General features: G+C 45.7%; 18 protein-coding genes. 11 read left to right on the plus strand and 7 right to left on the minus strand.

The window, feature by feature from the left end; translation table 11 throughout:
• Positions 1-2: 2 nt before the first annotated feature.
• The 3 genes from TSUB_RS08780 to TSUB_RS08790 all read left to right on the plus strand — a co-directional run bounded on the left by TSUB_RS08780 (position 3) and on the right by TSUB_RS08790 (position 2,008).
• Positions 3-431, plus strand: a complete 429-nt coding sequence (locus TSUB_RS08780; protein WP_087018441.1) for a hypothetical protein — start codon at positions 3-5, stop codon at positions 429-431.
• 512 nt (positions 432-943) lie between these two features.
• Positions 944-1,354 carry a hypothetical protein gene (locus tag TSUB_RS08785; protein ID WP_087018442.1) on the plus strand — a complete coding sequence of 137 codons (411 nt, stop codon included), beginning with the start codon at positions 944-946 and terminating at the stop codon, positions 1,352-1,354.
• Positions 1,355-1,453: 99 nt separating this feature from the next.
• A complete protein-coding gene (locus tag TSUB_RS08790; RefSeq protein ID WP_087018444.1) occupies positions 1,454-2,008 on the plus strand; it encodes a hypothetical protein in 555 nt (184 codons plus the stop codon).
• Between the two features lie 58 nt (positions 2,009-2,066).
• On the opposite strand, the gene TSUB_RS08795 is transcribed toward TSUB_RS08790, so the two are convergent.
• Positions 2,067-2,384, minus strand: a complete 318-nt coding sequence (locus tag TSUB_RS08795) for a DUF3622 domain-containing protein (RefSeq protein WP_087018446.1) — start codon at positions 2,382-2,384, stop codon at positions 2,067-2,069.
• 398 nt (positions 2,385-2,782) lie between these two features.
• On the opposite strand from TSUB_RS08795, the gene TSUB_RS08800 reads away from it, so the two are divergent.
• The 4 genes from TSUB_RS08800 to TSUB_RS08815 all read left to right on the plus strand — a co-directional run bounded on the left by TSUB_RS08800 (position 2,783) and on the right by TSUB_RS08815 (position 7,188).
• Positions 2,783-3,268, plus strand: a complete 486-nt coding sequence (locus tag TSUB_RS08800) for a hypothetical protein (protein ID WP_087018447.1) — start codon at positions 2,783-2,785, stop codon at positions 3,266-3,268.
• 2 nt (positions 3,269-3,270) lie between these two features.
• Positions 3,271-4,068 carry a hypothetical protein gene (locus tag TSUB_RS08805; RefSeq protein ID WP_087018449.1) on the plus strand — a complete coding sequence of 266 codons (798 nt, stop codon included), beginning with the start codon at positions 3,271-3,273 and terminating at the stop codon, positions 4,066-4,068.
• A 699-nt stretch (positions 4,069-4,767) separates the two neighbouring features.
• The gene (locus TSUB_RS08810) at positions 4,768-6,195 is read left to right on the plus strand and encodes an OprD family outer membrane porin (protein WP_087018451.1); all 1,428 of its coding nucleotides are present in this window, start codon (positions 4,768-4,770) and stop codon (positions 6,193-6,195) included.
• Between the two features lie 294 nt (positions 6,196-6,489).
• A complete protein-coding gene (locus tag TSUB_RS08815) occupies positions 6,490-7,188 on the plus strand; it encodes a Crp/Fnr family transcriptional regulator (protein ID WP_087018453.1) in 699 nt (232 codons plus the stop codon).
• Positions 7,189-7,358: 170 nt separating this feature from the next.
• On the opposite strand, the gene TSUB_RS08820 is transcribed toward TSUB_RS08815, so the two are convergent.
• The 3 genes from TSUB_RS08820 to soxR form a co-directional block, all read right to left on the minus strand.
• Positions 7,359-9,308 (minus strand): TonB-dependent receptor plug domain-containing protein, encoded by a 1,950-nt coding sequence (locus tag TSUB_RS08820; protein ID WP_087018455.1) that lies wholly within the window; start codon positions 9,306-9,308, stop codon positions 7,359-7,361.
• Positions 9,309-9,322: 14 nt separating this feature from the next.
• Complete coding sequence (locus tag TSUB_RS08825) at positions 9,323-10,918, minus strand: alpha/beta hydrolase-fold protein (protein ID WP_087018457.1); 1,596 nt, start codon at positions 10,916-10,918, stop codon at positions 9,323-9,325.
• A gap of 206 nt (positions 10,919-11,124) precedes the next feature.
• The gene (soxR, locus tag TSUB_RS08830) at positions 11,125-11,550 is read right to left on the minus strand and encodes a redox-sensitive transcriptional activator SoxR (protein WP_087018459.1); all 426 of its coding nucleotides are present in this window, start codon (positions 11,548-11,550) and stop codon (positions 11,125-11,127) included.
• Positions 11,551-11,698: 148 nt separating this feature from the next.
• On the opposite strand from soxR, the gene TSUB_RS08835 reads away from it, so the two are divergent.
• The gene (locus tag TSUB_RS08835) at positions 11,699-12,277 is read left to right on the plus strand and encodes an SOS response-associated peptidase (RefSeq protein ID WP_087018461.1); all 579 of its coding nucleotides are present in this window, start codon (positions 11,699-11,701) and stop codon (positions 12,275-12,277) included.
• Here TSUB_RS08835 and TSUB_RS08840 read toward each other — a convergent pair.
• On the minus strand, positions 12,258-13,133 hold the full coding sequence (locus TSUB_RS08840) for a helix-turn-helix transcriptional regulator (protein WP_087018462.1): 876 nt from the start codon (positions 13,131-13,133) through the stop codon (positions 12,258-12,260). The genes TSUB_RS08835 and TSUB_RS08840 overlap by 20 nt on opposite strands.
• A gap of 163 nt (positions 13,134-13,296) precedes the next feature.
• Between TSUB_RS08840 and TSUB_RS08845 the strand changes: the two genes are divergently transcribed.
• Positions 13,297-13,467 carry a hypothetical protein gene (locus tag TSUB_RS08845; RefSeq protein WP_159064847.1) on the plus strand — a complete coding sequence of 57 codons (171 nt, stop codon included), beginning with the start codon at positions 13,297-13,299 and terminating at the stop codon, positions 13,465-13,467.
• Between the two features lie 213 nt (positions 13,468-13,680).
• Here the strand turns inward: TSUB_RS08845 and TSUB_RS08850 are convergent, their stop codons facing one another.
• On the minus strand, positions 13,681-14,805 hold the full coding sequence (locus tag TSUB_RS08850) for an extracellular catalytic domain type 2 short-chain-length polyhydroxyalkanoate depolymerase (RefSeq protein ID WP_479688111.1): 1,125 nt from the start codon (positions 14,803-14,805) through the stop codon (positions 13,681-13,683).
• Between the two features lie 674 nt (positions 14,806-15,479).
• Here TSUB_RS08850 and TSUB_RS08855 point away from each other — a divergent pair.
• Together TSUB_RS08855 and TSUB_RS08860 are read left to right on the plus strand one after the other, a co-directional pair.
• Positions 15,480-15,938: a TetR family transcriptional regulator gene (locus TSUB_RS08855; protein WP_087018464.1), complete on the plus strand. Its 459-nt coding sequence runs from the start codon at positions 15,480-15,482 to the stop codon at positions 15,936-15,938.
• A gap of 133 nt (positions 15,939-16,071) precedes the next feature.
• Positions 16,072-17,031: an ABC transporter substrate-binding protein gene (locus TSUB_RS08860; protein WP_221274513.1), complete on the plus strand. Its 960-nt coding sequence runs from the start codon at positions 16,072-16,074 to the stop codon at positions 17,029-17,031.
• Between the two features lie 4 nt (positions 17,032-17,035).
• On the opposite strand, the gene TSUB_RS08865 is transcribed toward TSUB_RS08860, so the two are convergent.
• Positions 17,036-18,145 (minus strand): GGDEF domain-containing protein, encoded by a 1,110-nt coding sequence (locus TSUB_RS08865; RefSeq protein WP_087018465.1) that lies wholly within the window; start codon positions 18,143-18,145, stop codon positions 17,036-17,038.
• Between the last annotated feature and the right edge of the window lie 87 nt (positions 18,146-18,232).

Raw genomic sequence — 18,232 nt, forward strand, 5'->3', positions numbered from 1 at the left:
GTATGTCAGTCTCTACAGTTCGTAATCGCATTAGCCTAACGCTTTACTCGCTTTGTGCCCTGGCACTGACTGGCGCTGGGCTACGCTATCTATTTGCCACAGAGATTATGCCCTATCACCTAGATGCTATGGCACTGACTTGGCAAGACTTGTCACCCGGTATGCAAGTCATGACGTTGAACTTTATGAAATCGGCGGGGGTTGGTATGTTCACATCAGGTGTCACCGTCTCACTCATGATCGTGTTCGCGATAAGGAAAGGCTTAGCGACCTATGCATCCACTATGACGGTGGCCATCATGCTTCAGACTGGACTTGTTGGCTATTTTGCCTATCAAGTCGACAAACTCACCCCGGCCAATCCTCCTTTCGCGGCACTGTTTAGCGTTGCAGGCCTTGCGGTTATCGCTTATTACAGTGTCACACGTTAAGGAGTCGCGTCATTCCCCTCATCTGATTTTAACGGTGAGGGTCAACCATTCCTCTGAAATATTTATCCTTTTCACTATATACTCAAACCACCTCAAGATGCTTGTTCAGCGAGAGTTTCTAGGCTTGTCAACAAGACACTGTTTTGAAGATCTAGTGGACTAAATCAAAAAACAGTAACGACGGTGGCGAGCCTAGAAAACTCGCCCTTCGGGAAGCAACTAGCGCCCCGATTTCTGCGTTAAAGGTGTTTGAAAGGGAAAGCCATTCCTTCACACCTTTGCCTTGAACTCGACGCGCTAGGCCGCTTCTGAATCCTGCATCTTGAGGTGGTTTGAGTATATAAACGCAACGCTGCAACACAGCAAAAGAAAAGACATACACCATAATGAACGCCGTACAATTTACATTTCTCTGACACAGCCTACGCATGAAAAAAACAGAATAGCGCCCAGACAAACTTTGAAGATAACCAAAGTTAATTCAGATGGTTAAGTTTTACACTGAGGCACCAATGAAAAAGCTACTTACGTTAATCACACTTCTCTTCTGCTTCTCACAACCCGCACTTGCCGCCAAGTGGGACACGCTGACAGAACGCACAGTAACCTACAAAGCCGATACCGATCGCGTGCTGATCAACCCTTACAAACGTGACCTACAACAGGTACGTCTCAAGTCTAAGCAAGGCATGATCAACATGGATTCTATCACCCTACATTTTCGTGATGGCAGCAAGATCGTTGAAGACAACTTAGGCACTCTTTTTCGAGGCCAAACAAGTCGCTCAATTAACGTCCCTCGCCGCCAAGCTAGAAACCTTGTTATGATCACTTTTAAGTACAAAGCTATCGGCAATAGAAAAACGGACAACATTGGTTTGACAAATCGAGGCATCGTTGAAATCCAAGGTAAACGACGTTAGCCAGCCATGAAGTCTTTGCAGAAACAAATGATAATGATTACCATTAGCAGCGTGTTAAACGTTCGGTATTAATCTGAAAACTATTCTGTGGAGACTAACATGGACGATTCAAGCATACTTACACACCTCACCCCTGAAAGTGACTGGGCCGAGCCCACTTTTTTTCTCTATGAAGGTAACGATAAACTCGCGTTAAATCTTGCCAGTGCGATTCAATACAGTGGGATTGGCAGTGTTGGCGGCTTAGTGCTTGGCTTTCGCCTCGTGCAATATGCCGTCAAAATTGCGGCTGGCAACGAGCCTCTTCAGCGAAACGGGATCAGCATTTATACCGCATTTCCCGGACGAGGAACCCAAGATGCTTTCGAGTACACATGCCGCGCACTGAGAGACAAGCGCTACTGCTGTGATACCACGCTACACCATCCGGCAGCACAAACGGGGCAAAGGGGTCAGTTTCTCTTTACGTTACGCGTTAACGAGCAAAGTATGGTTTTAACACCTGCTGATGGCCTTCCTACCCGCGAGTACTTTGACGCCGATCGTCAATCCAGTCAGAGTGATGCCGCTGCTCTACGTTGGCGAGAAGAAAAGATAGCGTTTGCAAATACATTGCTAAGTCTGCCACCAGAGCAGTGCCTGAGGGTACTTTAACAAAAGAGATAAAAAAGCCAGCGAATATCGCTGGCTATGTACTCAAACTCGACGCAACTTAGTCGTCAAAGTCCATAAAGTCTTCGTCATCATCCTCGACAACAGGACGCTTCGCTTCGTTTGCTGCTTGCTTTTCAGCTTTAGCAACATCTCGCTCATGACGTTGTTCAGCTTTTCGCTTGTTACGCTCTACTTGCTGTTGAGCAAACTCACCCAATGTCTTCTCAGCCCACTCAATCGCAGCTTGCTCGGTTTCGAAGCCTGTATCACGCTTTGAGATGGTGGTGCGTCGCGCTGAAACCTGACGAATGATCTCTGCTGCCCAGCCATTACGCTTTTCAACAACACGATAAGTAAATTTTTTGCCAGTGGCCATATGATTTCCTAAGGAAAAGAGAAAAACTAAGTGCCACTTCCATGGCGAATTGGGTACATCCATCCACGCGTGCCACCGACTGACATGTCAAAAGTAGCTCAGCGATACCAATGAAGAAATCGTTCCCCATCAGGTTTGTGCGCGACATTATACTCAAGTCGTCACAATATGCTCGAAAAAATCGTCAAGGAGTGCAATCGCCTCATCTCTACTCAATCTAGATATCGATTCAGAACGCGTGTAATCGATAAAATAGTCACTCCATATTTAGCTGAAGCGAATCGCATTCATACCGTTGCCATTCATCATGAAAACGAATACCAAGATACCCTGCCGCCTACCACGTCATTCCTCAGTAAGGAAATCGTTAACACCTTACTCATTACGAGAAACGCGTTATGTTCAAGATTAAATCGAACCCTGAGACCTGTTGCATCTATAAAGCCCTGATCGCCATCAGCCTCTTTTTTATGTCCTCGTTAGCGAATGCCTCTGAAATGCCACCTGCAAAAGTGAGCGCGCTTTCTACTTTTCCAGCCTTACAGGATCAAATTTCGCAGCTAGTTTCAACCGCATCGAACTCAACTCACTCAACGCATCAACTTTTTATCTCCCATTACGATAACGATGCGCTCACCGCCTATGTGTATTGGCAACAAGGACAAGAGCTTTGGATTTTACCGATCAGTACCAAGCCAGATGAAAGCTGGGCGTTTATTCATGCCAATGCCAACATGCGTCGTATCCATCTCGTCGACCATGTCGTCGCCAGTGCGGATGATGTTGGCAGTAGCACTTTTCTCGTCGATAGAGCTTGGGCGGCAGCACATCTGTTCAACGCCGTTGTTCACGGCGAAGCGATCACCATTGCGTTAAAGGAGTAGAAATGGTTAATTTTGTAGATACACGAGGCATGTCAATCAGCGCCATTAGCATCCCCAAAAATGGCACTAAACGCATTAGAACCAACGGCTTAACGGCACGGGTTGCCACTGACATCAAGTTGGAAAACGGGCGATTCATCACTGCGACGTTAACGAATAGTCCGTTTAACGGCCCTCGCGGTCAATGGACAATTGACATTAAAGGCACAACAGTAGGGACCACAACATTAAAAGCGACGTCTGGTAACAAAAGTGCTGCTATCGACATCGAAGTGTTTGATAAAAAGGTGATTCAGCTTCCTCAATCAAGCACAGACGAGGGTTTGCTTGCTCGCTTATTCTTGGCTGAGTCGATTAATCCAAGCAGCCCGAGATATAAAGAAGACGAAGCGATCACCTCGATGCTTTGGATGCGTCAGGTTGTCGAAAACCGTAAAGCTGACAGTAAGCCTTCTCGATTTGCTATCACAGCCACATCCAATGTCACCTATAAGGATGTTGTTATTGCTCGGAATCAGTTCCATGGTTTTGAGAGCTATCCTAGCCTAATTGATTCGATCAAAAACAACCTCCTCACACTGGTCAATACAGCCAACAATTACAATCACCCAGAGCGAGAGAAATACGCCACTTTTGTCAATGCGGCACTTGCTGCTGCAAAATCCAATGCCTTGGACAGCTTTACCGACCCCAGCCAGAAAGGCTTATATGGATGGCGCACTAAAGACTCCAGCGCACCCGGTGGTGATTTTGTTAAGCATGCCGATTTAGCCGGGCAGACATTCTATACCTTGAAATAGCGTGGAAAGGTGAGCAAAAATAGTACAGTGGCTTAGCTACGTTTTGGCGAGTTGCTCTTAAGGACGTACTGATAGACAAGGTATGAAGAAAAAAACGCGGCCTAAATCCTTAAAGGCCGCATAAAATATCATTCTACAGAGGAACAACTATCGTGGAAGGCGCATTATAGGGTTCCATGCGCAAGGATCAAGCGATTTTTGGTCAGAAAACACCCTCCACTTTCTGTATCCTTGATTCACAAGCACTTATTGTTTGGCTATAAACTCAGTCCACCTCATGATGCCGAGCTTAAAAGCGGCCTAGCGCGTCGAAGTCAAGGTAAAGATACCAAGGCAAAAGTGTGAAGGAATACTCTTCCCTTTCAATCACCTTTAACGCAAAACTCAGCGTTAACCGCATCATTAGCACCAACTTCTGACCTCTTCTCTTCCCACCTAAGACACACTTAATGCAACAAGTTGACCTAACGGACTACATCAGAGGCAAAGATTATGCTGTTCTTATAGCAAGATATATGCAATTCACCGCATTTTACAATGTTTGATTCAGCTCACATTCAGTTTCAAAGATAACCCGCAAATTTGATGGAGATCTGGTTTTATAATTTTAAAACACAATTTCTATTTTAATAATTCATCATTCCGATAAGATTAAACTCGTGAATCATCACTGAAGTTTAATAACTGACGGAAATAGTTATGAGTACAACAACTAAAACAGCACTAACCTTGGTAAGCCTATCAGTGGCGGCCGCCCTAGCCTCTACTCAAGTGCAAGCCTCTACGCTTGATCAAAATGACGTCCTTAACCAAAGCGCAGCAGCGGTTGACTTGGCGGATGAAGCGAAACAAGCTTTCTACGAAGAGTCATCTTCGAAAATCCACACTTTCCTTTACATCCGCGATCGTGAAGAGCGTGATCCAACCAGCAATACATACGTTCCAAACATCGAGAATCAAACTTTACAATTAGCTTGGGACTACAAGTCAGGCTACTTCAAAGACACCATTGGTTTAGACCTGTGGGCAAATACCAACCTACAGCTCGGTGACACAACCGGTATGTCGGAAATTCTTTACTTCGACCACAAGTGTAAAGAAGTTGACGGTAAGTATGAAGCCTGTGAAAAATCATACTCCGCACTGACCATTGCTGCCCTGAAAGCAAAATTTGGCACTGATAATGCGGGCCTTGCTGTGCGCGGTGGTTACACGCGTATCAACATTGGTACTATTCGTTCAAGCTGGGGTTTGAACCCACACGCTTACCGCGGCATAGAGCTGAAAGGCCATGTTGGTGATTTCATTCTTGGCTATGCCATTGCTGACCGCTTTAAGAATGATTGGCGTAAAGAGTTCCTGCCGATGACCACCAAGTGGCACCAGAATCAAACAGCTAACTCATCAACCATCAATACTGAAATTGATTACATCCATACACTGGGTGCTATTTACAAGTTTGATGGTGGTCAAATTGATTTAGGTTACGGCGAAGGTAAAGATTACCGCAAAAACTGGCAGGCGCTGGCTAAGTACGGCTTCAATGTTGGTGATGCACGTGTAGACCTCTCAGGTTTTTACCATGGCGGTCGCTCAGAAGAGTCTGAACTTACTGGCCTACAAGATACCAAAAACGAGTACTACTTAGGTCTTGGTGCAAAAATTAAGCACGGTAACTTCACCTGGGTAACGGGTGTCAGCACCACAGATACGCAAGGTCAAGCGAGTGCCTATAACTTCCGACTAACGCCTTGGGCAAACTCTGACAACCGTAACTTCATGCAGACGACATCACAGCTTGAAGATTACAACGTTGATGGTACCCGTGCGTTCAAACTGACCATGAACTACAACTTCGCTGAGTTTGGTCTTCCAGGCCTAAGTGCTGGTATCGGTGGCTCTTACGGTAACAACGTTTTCTCTGGTCGCGATGGTAACGGCGATGCGAAATATGACGGTAAAATGCACTCCTTTGACTGGAACGTGGGTTACAAATTCCAAGAAGGTAGCTTAGAAGGTCTAAACGTACGTGTTCACCGCGGTCAGTTCCGTGGCGACGACATCGTTCATAAGAAAGACCGCAACGACCTGAAAGTTCTGATTTCTTACAGTGTTACGCTGAAATAATCAGTGATTAGGAAGTTCGCTGCTTCCATATGATTCACTCCTGAACGAATCAAAGACCTCTGCATTGCCGCCGCAGAGGTCTTTTCTATTTTTACAAACCCTACTTTGATTTATATGGCAGCCTCCGAAGTCGCCTTTTAATTAAACTTCAAACCTGACTTTCCCAAGTAACGTACACAGATGACATGTTTCATGGCTAATCGAGGCACAATCCTACCGCTCAAACCGCTTTAGATGAGATGAATTATCATTTAATATATTGTTGGCAGGATTAATGTAGGCGAGTAAAGTGCAATGAGTTATTCGATTTTCGAAACAATGACAAAAGCTGAACGCGATCAGTTACTTGCGCAAAGCTGTGACATTGAGTGTCAGGCGGGAGAAACCCTTTTTGAGCAAGGTGACGACGCCACAAATATGTACAAAGTCGTGAAAGGCAAGATCTCATTGTATCGCTTGATGCCGAATGGCGATGAGAAACTGTTTAAAGTGTTTATGGCAGGTGGCATCATCGCTGAAGTTGCGATGTTTATGTCTCCGCGCGCTTACCCTATGAGCGCGAGAATCGATCAAGACTCGCAGCTTATCGCGATTCCCTACTACGCGATTAACGAGTTAGTTTATCATTCCCCGACACTCAGTGAGCGCGCTCTGCAATATATGAGCAATCACATTCTACAACTCATGAACACCCAAAACATTCTCACCCAAGTCAGCGCACATCAACGCTTAGTCATGCGCTTTGCCGAGATCTACCGCCAGCAACATCGACATGAAGATACCATCACGCTCCCCGTCACCAAGAAGCTTCTTGCAACCCAATTGGGAATGACGCCTGAAACGCTGTCTCGAGCCATTACTAAGCTAAAGAAAGCTGCGCTAATTGAAGAGCATGGCGCTCAAATTGTTATCTCTGATATTCCGAAACTGTGTGAGTTTGTGAATCTCACTGACGACATCTTTTTGCCAACGGATTCCTCGCTTAAACTGTAGGTCTGCCTACTCTCGTTTAATGTATATCGCTTAAAAGAAAGGCTTTCCTAATATAGGAAAGCCTTGATTAATTTAGTCGAAAGAAACCGTCACTTGAGCTCACTGCAATAGGTGAGTCTATTGCATTCAGCCAGAGCCCATTGCGCTAGCATGATGGTGGCTCGGCCAAATTAATATTCAAAGTCTAGTGATGCGTAGTAGATACGGCCTTGTTCAACTTGGCCTGTTTCAACGGTTTCACGCTCTAGACGGGTATCACCGATATTCGTTATACCAGCTTTAAACTGAATATTTGGATGAATATATACACTACCGCCAACATCTACTGTTTCATAAGCTGACAGTTCATTTTGCGTATATGTGCCATCTGGCTGCTTTCTAGCCCAGTCTTTCTGCGGTCCAATTATGTTCACGCGAGTATAAAACTGAAGATCTTGGGTCGGATACCAATTAAACGCGAGGTTGCTAATATAACGTGGCGTGTTTTCCAACTCATTTCCTGTTGTCTTATCTTCACTGTCTGTGATCGTCAAGTTTGCAGAGAAAGAGAACACATCAGATGGGTCATAGCGACCATCAATTTCGATACCTTGAGTTCTAACTTCATTCAAGTTGATGTGTTTAATATATGGTAACCCACCTGGTCCGCTACCGTATCGGTTAGCAGTATCTCGATAGATCATGTCCTCAACATCATTTAAGAAGCCGCCAACTTGCAACGACCAGTTATCTTCGGCGTAGTGTGCCGAAAGCTCATAACTGACGGATGTTTCCGGTTTCAAGTCTGGATTACCTACCAACCAACAACGTCCGCCACAACTGATCAACACAAACTGATCAGAAGAACGCCACATTGCAGGCGCCTTGAAGCCAGAACCAACCCCACCTTTAATTGTTAACTTTTCAGATGCATTATAGACACCATAGACACGAGGACTAAAATTGCTCCCAAATTCACTATGGTCAGTATAACGGCCGCTCAGCACTAGCTTAAACGGGTCAGTAATTTGAATCTCATCTTGAATATAAACAGCAACTTGGGAGTTGTCAGCTTTTTCCTTGTAATCCCGATCATGCTTTAATTCTGTCGTACCATAATCCAAGCCCACAGTTAACCAATGATTACTGCCAAAACCAAATACAGCGCGAGCATCAAAATTCTGATTATTTTGCTTACCATTCGCTACGGTTAACGCTGGATGAGAGTTGTCCTCCATAATCTCAGCATCTTCATAATAATAATTTACATAGGTATCACCCCAGCTCCAGACGCGATTGTAAGCTAGGCCAGCACGTAACCTTTTACTCTCGTAGTAACTATGCTCATCAGGATCATTGTTAGACCTTGGAGAAACGCGATCATCTTCCATGTGGGAGAAGTCAACAATGAATGTATCATTGTCAGTCGCTAACCAAGTTAAATCACCCATAAAGCCCAAACGCTCCTGCCCTTCTAAAGTGTTAGAAGAGGTTGGGTCATTTTCAGTGATAGCCCAAATATCGCGATCTGTATAATCAACATTGGCACTGAAAAGGAGTTTATCTTCAATAAGCGCGCCGCCAACGTAGCCACCAACTTGATTCAGATCACCACCTCCAGTCGCAGGGCTGCTAAAACCTACCCGACCAGCAGCGTGAATATCATTGGTTGGTTGTTTAAGGATAATGTTGACCACGCCACCCAAGGCTTCACTGCCATAAAGTGCCGACATTGGGCCACGCACGACTTCAACACGCTCAATGGCACTCATCGGAATGCTCGACATGTCAAACGCGCCGCGGACAATGGCTTCACGGGAGTTTATTCTTCGTCCATTAATCAATAACAATGTAAAATCGCTATCTAAACCGCGAATCTTAATGGATGGTTCATCCCCCCAGGTTTTATCGATCTGAATCCCCGCAACCCCCTTCAGCGCCTCAGTGATATCAGAAGCTGGAACGCGGTTAATCTCAGCACTATCAATCACACTGATCGAAGCGGGTGCTTCGCGTAACGTTTGTTCGTAAGATGTCGCCGTCACTACCACAACTTCATTATCGCCACCGGCTTCACTTGCAAACCCGGTTTGGCTGACTAATGCTGCTGCCACGGCGCAGCTTAACTTGAGCAATTTCATGATATTCCTTTCATTTATTTTTTATTTTCATCGGCTAACAAAGCGATAAGCCCGTCAGCCAGAGTTACCCGCCAACTGAACGCGTCATGTCCAGAAGCAAACTCTCGGTAAGTGACGTCGTAACCTTTCGCAATCAATACATCGCGTAGAGTTCGATTCGTCTCCAAGATATCGGTCGCGCTGCGCCCAGTCTCAAATAGCCCAGCATTCAAATAGATAGTGATTGGTTTGCGAGGTGACGCCGCCATCTCGCGGGTGAGCCATTGCGGCTCTTGATTTGGATGGCTCCACCAAAAGGAACCAGACTGACTCAGCACCTTGCCAAATCGGTTTGGGTACTGGAATGCAATGTACATAGAGCCCAATCCACCGTAGCTCGATCCAGACAGAATCGTGTCTTTTGGTTGCGGGTCAACGCCGTGTCTCGCCTTGAGCCAAGGCATCAGTTCCTCTGCCATAAAGCGCGCATAATCCGGGTTTGGTGGTAACTCAATGCCTCGTAAGTGTTTTTGCGCTGGGTTGACAAAAAGTGCACGAATGGGCGGAATGAGTCCTTGATAAATAAGATTATCGAGAATTGTTGCCGCTGGCCCTCGGCGTAAATACGCCTCACCATCAAAGACAATTAACAGCGGTGCATCTTTGGCTAAGGTCGCTTCGCCATGCGGTGTATACAGTGACACTTTGCGTTCATTACCGAGTATCTTACTTGCAACTTGATAGTGGCTTACTTCGCCACGTGGCGCGCCGAGTGGCTTTGTCCACTCATCGGACGGCGCATCCCCAAAGGTAAACGTTGACTGCACATCGAACTTACTTTCGCCATCGACCATCCAGGGTTGCGTGTTCCATGGATCGCGCTGTGCCGTCGCTAAGATAGCCATGCGCTGTTCTCTTGGATCGGCATCAGTTAACTGTGGGATATTCGGGGCCAGTTGGTAAGACAGGCGAGCGCCATCGGGGATCTGTATGCTGAGATACCAGATATCCGTGTTCCCGATCTGCTCCATTTCACTGTGCCCACCATAGGGCGCGCCAAAGACACGCACACCATACACATCCCCACGCCAAAAGAAGGTCGCGATTGCACTGCCGTCGGCGTTAGGCTCAATCAATGGCGTTCCGCTATCGACGACTTTTTGCCACAAAACGTCGAGCTGTGAATGGCGATTGTCTTGCGCTTCAATCTGAGAGGTTAGATACAACTGTTCAACAAACGGGCTAAGAAAAGCGGGGGGTTGCGCACCTTGAGGATGCGTCCGCGTCTCGATCGGTTTCAACGTCACCTTGACGACAGTATCGTCGTAAACGCCGCCAACGCTAAGTCGATAGTTTTGTGAGGACTCAACAAGCCAAAACACCTCTCCCTCTTGCTCATTTGGTCTAATCCATTCTTGAACAAGCTGTGCATCTTCATCGAAGAGACGTGCATGGGCCACTGGGTGACTACTTTTCAGCGCGCCGCGATAATACATCCCCTTACTTGCTTGCAATACCAGCTCAGCCTTTTCGCCACTATCAAGTGAAATATCGCTATCAACAGAACTTGCAGCAATGGCTGCCTGAGAGGCACAAACACCCAGCGCTAAACCAATCCATTGACTTTTCATCCTAAATACGACCCTAAATGCAAATGAAAATAATTCTCACGCATTATACCTATGCAATCAGCGACGTAAATAGGTTAAATGAGAATTAATTACATTTGTATAATTTGGGCTTAAGGCAAATAACTTAAAAAAAGACCTATAAGTTTCAGGTTATTAGAAGGGGCAATGTATAAAAACACACACAATTGCGGGTAAGTGACAGCTGATTATTTCCAAAGAACGGGCCCGTCACCTTGAGAGGATAAAATGTCATCTGGATTCCGTAAACGACACGATTTCATCGATAAACATCCGCATCCAATGCATTCACCCAATTCGTCACGGAGCTGTTCAAGTCGACGTATCTTTTGGTCTAGATCTGCACGCCACTGTGTTGCCAGTACATCCCATTCATCGGCTGTGGGCGCATGGTCAAGCGGCAGGTCAGCTAGCGCCGACTTGATCTCTTCAAGCGACATACCTAACTGTTGGGCTGTTTTGATAATCGCGATGCGTCTCAAGACGGAGCGCTCATAACGACGCTGATTGCCACTGTTGCGGTGGCTGACTATCAATCCCTTTTGCTCATAAAAATGCAGCGCAGACACAGCAACAGCAGAGCGCTTAGCGACCTGTCCTACTGTCAATTCCATTCACTTCTCCTCGTCATCCCGTTACGATTTCTCTTTAAACTCTACCACTAGTTTACTCACGTTGACGAAATGTAAAATCTCGATCACGATAAACGTGATGTACGAATAAACTCAACGTGCTGAAATAAAAACCGTTAGGAGTCAAGGTATGTGCGGTCGATTAAACATCACGGATGACGGCCTAAGCCGCTTTATTATGGCGCGCCTCGGTATTCCTTTTGTCACACAGACAAACCAAGATCTACGCCCTACGCAGCCTATTCAATGTTTGATCTATCTAAATGGACAATTCAGCCAATGGCAAGGCCAGTGGGGAATCAAGCCTGGATGGTCAAAGTCAATCCTCATCAATGCCAAGTCTGAGACCGTAATGAGCAAGCCCACATTTAGTGACGCGTTTCGATACCGCCGCTGTATTGTCCCCTGCAATGGGTGGTACGAGTGGGTCAAAACAGACGGCACTTCTCAACGCTACCTTTTTACTGCCTCTGAACCACTTTATATGGCGGCCATCGGCTATGTCGCACCCACCCCATCACTGGTCACACTAACACAAGCCCCCAATACCTTTTATCGTGCGTATCATCATCGAATGCCCACCTTAATTAAGGAAAGCAACCTTGAGGTCTATTTAAACCACTCACCTACTCAAGCACTTAAATTATTACACACGCAACCCATGCCAGAGATTGAGGTTGTTCCTTATGCTAGCGGAGCAAATGGCTAAATTGCTGCCGATACGCTCGCGGCGTACATTGCTTGTACTCTTTGAACTGCCGATTAAAATTGGCTTGATTTCGATACCCGACCCGCTCACTAACCTGCTGAATCGAAAGCTTGGTATCCGCCAACAGTTCTGCAGCTTGATTCAAGCGGTACTTTTTTAAATGTTGACCGAAGCTTTCAGAAAAATGCGTAGCGAAAAATCGATTCACACTGCTGGTGCTCAGGTGCAGCAAAGCTTCTATGTCTTCTAAACTGATAGGATCCATGTAACGCTGTGCGATAAACTGACTCACCTTCTGCACTTTCACCAATGCCTCTTTTTCATCGCTCTCAATGCGCGGGGGCCCAAACGACAATAGAGTCTCGACTTTGCTGTCTTCACAGAGCACTGAAAAAATGTGAATCAGGCAAGACAGCTGCGCGATTGCACTCCGAGAAGCCAATCCGTCTGTGAGTTGCGCAATTTTCTCCCCCGTTTCAGGACTAAACTTCAAGGCTCTATTAGCTTTAACAAGAAGGTCATGAAACTTCCGTAGCTCCGGACAACTGTGAATCAAATCCGCTATCCATGCCTTTTGAAACCAGATAACAATGGTTTCACACACATCACTGTCGACCCGTTGATGAGACCGAAAAGCATGTGGAACGTTAGGGCCTATCAAGATAGTACTATTATGATCAAGTTGACCTTGATAGTGGCCCACGCACGCTTCTCCTCGAAAGAAGCGATGAATGACCAATTCGTACTCTTGGCTATGATAATGCCAATCGTAGTTCTTCACTGTTTCTCGAATGCGGCGACAACGCCATGACATCCCCTGCCGCTGGGGCACTTTTTCAACATGACCGATTTGCATCTTCACTTCACCGCACAAATAGTATTTATTAATGACCAATTTACACCAAAAAATTGCCCTCTGAGAGTGGAATGAGCGAAAAGTACTACTATTCAACTGAATATTATAAAGCTGCACCACTATCACCAATTACAGTGAATGCGTTGTCCAGAGGAGGTGCAAAATGTTTGAGAAGAAATTGAAAAAGATGCTTCAAAGCACTCGAAGTCATTGGGTGAACACGCTTGTGACTAACTATGGTTTTGATACCGCGCATGACTGGCAGTCACTCGGATATGAGAGTCGGCAAGAAATGCTATGTGATGTTTATGCGCAGAGGTTGGTCGCCAAATAGTCGATACTGTACTGCTTTGTCCTGAACTGACTCGCAGTGGTCGCAGGCAGCTCTAATCCCCCCAGAGCTGCCTTTTTATTATTGCCTGACACCCACGTTAAATACCCCTTTGGCATTTCAACATGCCTTAACATCAAAGGGAAATAATAACTATCCGCAAAACCCCGAATAGAGGTATAACTATACAGACATGTTTACCTTGAGTACGATTCACTACACACCCGTCAATCGATCAATCATCGACTTGATGGCTTTCATCTGTACCGCATTTTTCGTGTAGTACGTATAAGGTGGTTTACCGTGGTCGGTGTAACCCCAAAAGTCCCAACATCCTTTTGGATTAAATGGTGTCATCGCTGACGATTTCACTTGCGGGAAAACAACAATCAAATTGTTGGCTTCAGCTAGACCGAGATAGCCCGTCCCTTCCACATACTTCATGCCTATTTTGCTCACCCCTTGCTCACACCCGTGGATCGCGACATGGACTCGACATTGGGACGCATCGCCTTGGCAATCTGAAGGGATGTACGCAAACGCTTCATGATTCATGCTGGAGATTTTTAGCTTACCCGGCTCAACAAACTCAGTTTGGTCGAAGGTAATTAGGTTCTCCTCAATGTAATCTTGGCGGGGTTTTAAATCAGGATAAATGAACTTGAGTATCTCTTTTGCCTGCTCACGCTCGCAGTCATTGATATAAGGCGACTTACTCTTAGGGCATGCCACATCACCCTCGACATTGGTGAGAAAACCGTGTCCAGCATTGATATAGTGGTCATAGTTGATCTGCGCTTCGGCCACCCCCATTTGCTGATAGAAATCTTTTGCCGCAGAAACAACACCGGTTGGTACGGTTCGATCATTCTCTCCTGAGAATAGATACACGCGATCGTCGACCAAGTTTTCCAATGCGTCTATCTCTTGATTTGCCTCTGCTTTTTTCGCTAGCTGAGTGATCAAGTCAACATCAGGCGGTGTACAGTTAAACAATTTGTCATCGCATACGCATAACGACGTCGCAGTCATCAAAGGTTGTGACAGATCAGGGTCACTCGCCGCACACTGCCAAGGGCCACCAGCGACCACGCCGACACCCACGAGATCTTTCGAATACGCAACGTGAAATTGACTGGTCATAAAGCCGCCAGATGACAAACCTGAAACGGACGTTTGATCACGTTGTGCGTCTAGTTTCGGTAACTTTGACGACTCAGCATAAACAAACGATGATAATGCAAAAAATGTCAGAATTAACCCATTTATAATCCATCCAAATACAGGACGCAGAACATTTCTCGGTAATCTCGTTCCACGAAAAAACGCTTTATCTTTCATAACTTAACTCTCCTTGATTTACGATAAGAAATTAATTGCATAAAATATCATACTGCAAAGCATAGGAAAAACATCGTTAATGCCTAGTGAGAATTTATGAAGATTTTGTTTAAAATAATTTGAAGCGCATATAACAATGAAATGCCAATGTATGTTTCAATACATATCGTTCACGCGATCAATAAACGAACGGATAATTATTCAGTTCGGATATCGTTAAAACGGACTGGCGCTCCGCAATCTTGAAGTGCAAAGATTTTAAGACACGATGCATTCCGTGAGTTACGGATTAATATGTGCTTACATGCACCTATTCGTGCAATTTTCTTCTTCTTTAAGGTGAGAATCCGCACTTTTTTCTGCAGCGAATTAGTTAGCTCTTTGCTAGCTCTCGGGACAGATAAGTAGAAAAAGAGCTTGGTTCAAAACTTGGACGCTTTTGACACGTTGCACAACATTAAGGTGTGACGTGGATCCTGTATTTCATTGCAGAACGAAAAAGAGGAGGATTTCGCTAGAAACTGACTTAACTTTTGTCAATAATGCCTTGGCACAAAACCATATAAAGAACGCATAACCTGTTATTATTTTAATGACCCATCTATACTTAGTAATAGTGTTAGCGAATATTAAAATTAAATATATAGTACTTAAAATCAAGGAAACGACTGACCATGGCCCGAATTACTGCCGCAGAAAAAGAAGCGAACAAACTTCGGCTAGATAAATTAATCACCAACGTCTTTCTGGAAGATGGTTGGGATGCAGTAACCTATGATCGTATCGCTAAAGAAGCCGATATCCGCAAAAGTACGTTACAGGGTTACTACCCTTCTCGTGCAGACTTTGGCGAGGCACTACGCGGTAAAGTTCTACCTGTCTTTTTAGATTATCTTAACTTTGCCTCGCGTGAAACGCTCATAGAGTCTTGGACTGACGCACTGAAGTTCAAGAAGTTTCGTCTCATTCTAAACATGATGATCATTACTGCAACTCAAGGTCAAACCAACGAAATGGCAGTAAAAGGTCTGGCTAACTTCATCCAGCATGTAACAAAACAGCTCGGTGAAACCGCCTACGAAGACGTAGAACTTCTTCTTGGCCGCACTATCATTCGCTTGATGGAAGATTAACACTCAGCGAAACTGCATTTGGCGAGCCGAACACCACAAACGCTCGCCAACCTCTCTCCCAGCTAGCACCATCCCAAACACCTGCTATTGTTAAATCAGTATTTACGTATTATGAATTGGGATGATTACTTCTATGCTCAAGTGGCTTACTCTGCTTCTCTGTTTCGTCGCACATTCGGCTTTCAGCGCCAAGGTAGTCTTCATCCACAGTTACCATGCGGATTATCGCTGGGTAAAACAGTACCGTGGGGCGTTTTTTGATGTCTTGACTGAACACGAGGTCATCGAATTCGAAATGGACACAAAACGCTTACCAGAAAAGATGTTCAAGCAGAAAGCCCGAGAAGCCTTATCGGTTATTGAAGAAAACAATCCTGACGTCGTTGTACTGGCCGATGACAATGCGTTGAGGTTGCTCGGACCGACGCTCATCGAAAAGAAGATCTATGCCGTTTTTCTCGGTATTAACGGCAATCCTCGCCACTATTTCGAGCGCAGTGAGTTTATCGGAGGCGTCTTAGAGCGACCGTTACTTAAACGCTCCATTTCCATGCTGGTCGACATCGTCCCAGATGTTAAGAAGGTCCGCATCATGATGGATAACAACGTGACTTCTCACGCCATTCTGGATACGGCATTTGATCAGCGAAGACACCTAAACGTCTCCGGTATTGAAGTGACCAACCACCTTACCTCCAATTTTGAAGAGTGGAAACAGAGTGTGTTGGCTTTAGAAAATGAGAATGTTGATGCCCTCATTATCGCGAACTATGCCGCCGTGCACGATGACCAAGATAATCACGTCGCGCTTGATACGATCAGTCGCTGGACGAGTGAGCACTCCAGCGTACCTGTCTTCGCTTTTTGGGAGTATTCCATCAAAAAGGATATGGCGATTGGTGGCTTAACGCTGAATGGTACCCATCAGGGTAAAGAAGCGGCTATCGCTGTCGAGTACTTTCTAACGCATGGAAAAATGCCTCCCATCGCAACGCCAAGCCAAGGTGAAATGGTGTTTAGCAAAACCCAACTATCGCGATGGGGGTTATCATTGGATGATCGCTACATTAAACGTAGCCGCTTTGTCGACTAACGGTTTACACCGCTTCTAGTTGCAGCGAAGGTGCCACGCTAATACGATTTCTTCCCGCCGCTTTCGCCGCATAAAGCGCCTCATCCGCCGCGTTAAGGACGTCTGAAACGGACTGTTGGCCATCTCTCCCCGCGACACCAAAACTCATTGTCAGCGCGTCGTTGGCGATTTCAACCTGACTAATCAGCACTCGCAACTCTTCAGCGAGCGCCGCCGCTAACTGTGTTGAGCCGCGGCAAACAATCAAAAATTCTTCGCCACCATATCGCCCCACAGGGTATGCATAGCTAACACAATGTGATTCCAATACAGATGCCACTTGCATTAACGCTTTATCTCCCACGAGATGCCCTTCTCTATCATTCAGTCGTTTAAAATGATCGACGTCAGCAAGAATGAGTGAAAATGCGGCATTATCTTCAGCGTAAAGGTGCGCCAGCTCCATGATTTTTCTATGATTCGCGATGCCAGTTAAACCATCAATTTCCGCTAGGCGTTTTAGATGGCCGGCTTGATTGCGCGCCAACATGGTTTCTTCTCTAAAACGATGAATATGACCTTTCACCATCATCAGTAGCAACACAACCGCAGCCACATACGAGAACTGTAGATCCCAAAAGCGCACACTATTATCCGTATAGGGCACAACGAGTTGAGGAAAAGTGTGCTCAATCGCGAGCATGATAGAAGGGACAAACAACGCCACTAATGTAAATGACCAACGTAGAACACCTAAGTCCCGTAGTACACTCAAGGTATACACTGCGGTTGTTAAACAGTACAAACCGGTCGGTCCATATGATCCTGCATTCATTATCCAAGAGAGAGGAATAGCGAATCCAAGTAAAAAAATGGCAAAGGCCACCGTCATCGACCGAAAATACCCTTTAAAGCGAGACAAATACCACATGGTAACAACACCACTCGCCGCAACGACGAGAACGAAGTTATAAATGGTCGGTGTCACGCTTAGCACTTGGTTGAATACCGCAGCCACGAGCAAGAAGAGGACAACTATTGCCATAAAGGCGTGATGGATACGAACCAATACATCGTTTTCTGAACCCGTAATAAATCCAGCGACGTTATGATAAGCCGTGACCAAAGATCTCACTAAATTGCCTCATCCTTAAGAAATCAATCTCATCAATTATTCAGCACTGCAACCATTGATGCAAGCATGCAATAGCGCGCGCCAAAT

Source organism: Thaumasiovibrio subtropicus (genome assembly GCF_019703835.1).
Lineage (GTDB): Bacteria > Pseudomonadota > Gammaproteobacteria > Enterobacterales > Vibrionaceae > Thaumasiovibrio > Thaumasiovibrio subtropicus.

Bases quoted from the DNA above. Each gene is read 5' to 3' on its own strand.
- TSUB_RS08810 (WP_087018451.1), top strand. From the start codon at position 4,768: ATGAGTACAACAACTAAAACAGCACTAACCTTGGTAAGCCTATCAGTG.
- TSUB_RS08860 (WP_221274513.1), top strand. From the start codon at position 16,072: ATGCTCAAGTGGCTTACTCTGCTTCTCTGTTTCGTCGCACATTCGGCT.
- TSUB_RS08785 (WP_087018442.1), top strand. From the start codon at position 944: ATGAAAAAGCTACTTACGTTAATCACACTTCTCTTCTGCTTCTCACAA.
- TSUB_RS08800 (WP_087018447.1), top strand. From the start codon at position 2,783: ATGTTCAAGATTAAATCGAACCCTGAGACCTGTTGCATCTATAAAGCC.
- soxR (WP_087018459.1), bottom strand. From the start codon at position 11,550: ATGGAATTGACAGTAGGACAGGTCGCTAAGCGCTCTGCTGTTGCTGTG.
- TSUB_RS08780 (WP_087018441.1), top strand. From the start codon at position 3: ATGTCAGTCTCTACAGTTCGTAATCGCATTAGCCTAACGCTTTACTCG.
- TSUB_RS08790 (WP_087018444.1), top strand. From the start codon at position 1,454: ATGGACGATTCAAGCATACTTACACACCTCACCCCTGAAAGTGACTGG.
- TSUB_RS08820 (WP_087018455.1), bottom strand. From the start codon at position 9,308: ATGAAATTGCTCAAGTTAAGCTGCGCCGTGGCAGCAGCATTAGTCAGC.
- TSUB_RS08835 (WP_087018461.1), top strand. From the start codon at position 11,699: ATGTGCGGTCGATTAAACATCACGGATGACGGCCTAAGCCGCTTTATT.
- TSUB_RS08845 (WP_159064847.1), top strand. From the start codon at position 13,297: ATGTTTGAGAAGAAATTGAAAAAGATGCTTCAAAGCACTCGAAGTCAT.
- TSUB_RS08815 (WP_087018453.1), top strand. From the start codon at position 6,490: ATGAGTTATTCGATTTTCGAAACAATGACAAAAGCTGAACGCGATCAG.
- TSUB_RS08840 (WP_087018462.1), bottom strand. From the start codon at position 13,133: ATGCAAATCGGTCATGTTGAAAAAGTGCCCCAGCGGCAGGGGATGTCA.
- TSUB_RS08850 (WP_479688111.1), bottom strand. From the start codon at position 14,805: ATGAAAGATAAAGCGTTTTTTCGTGGAACGAGATTACCGAGAAATGTT.
- TSUB_RS08825 (WP_087018457.1), bottom strand. From the start codon at position 10,918: ATGAAAAGTCAATGGATTGGTTTAGCGCTGGGTGTTTGTGCCTCTCAG.
- TSUB_RS08855 (WP_087018464.1), top strand. From the start codon at position 15,480: ATGGCCCGAATTACTGCCGCAGAAAAAGAAGCGAACAAACTTCGGCTA.
- TSUB_RS08805 (WP_087018449.1), top strand. From the start codon at position 3,271: ATGGTTAATTTTGTAGATACACGAGGCATGTCAATCAGCGCCATTAGC.
- TSUB_RS08795 (WP_087018446.1), bottom strand. From the start codon at position 2,384: ATGGCCACTGGCAAAAAATTTACTTATCGTGTTGTTGAAAAGCGTAAT.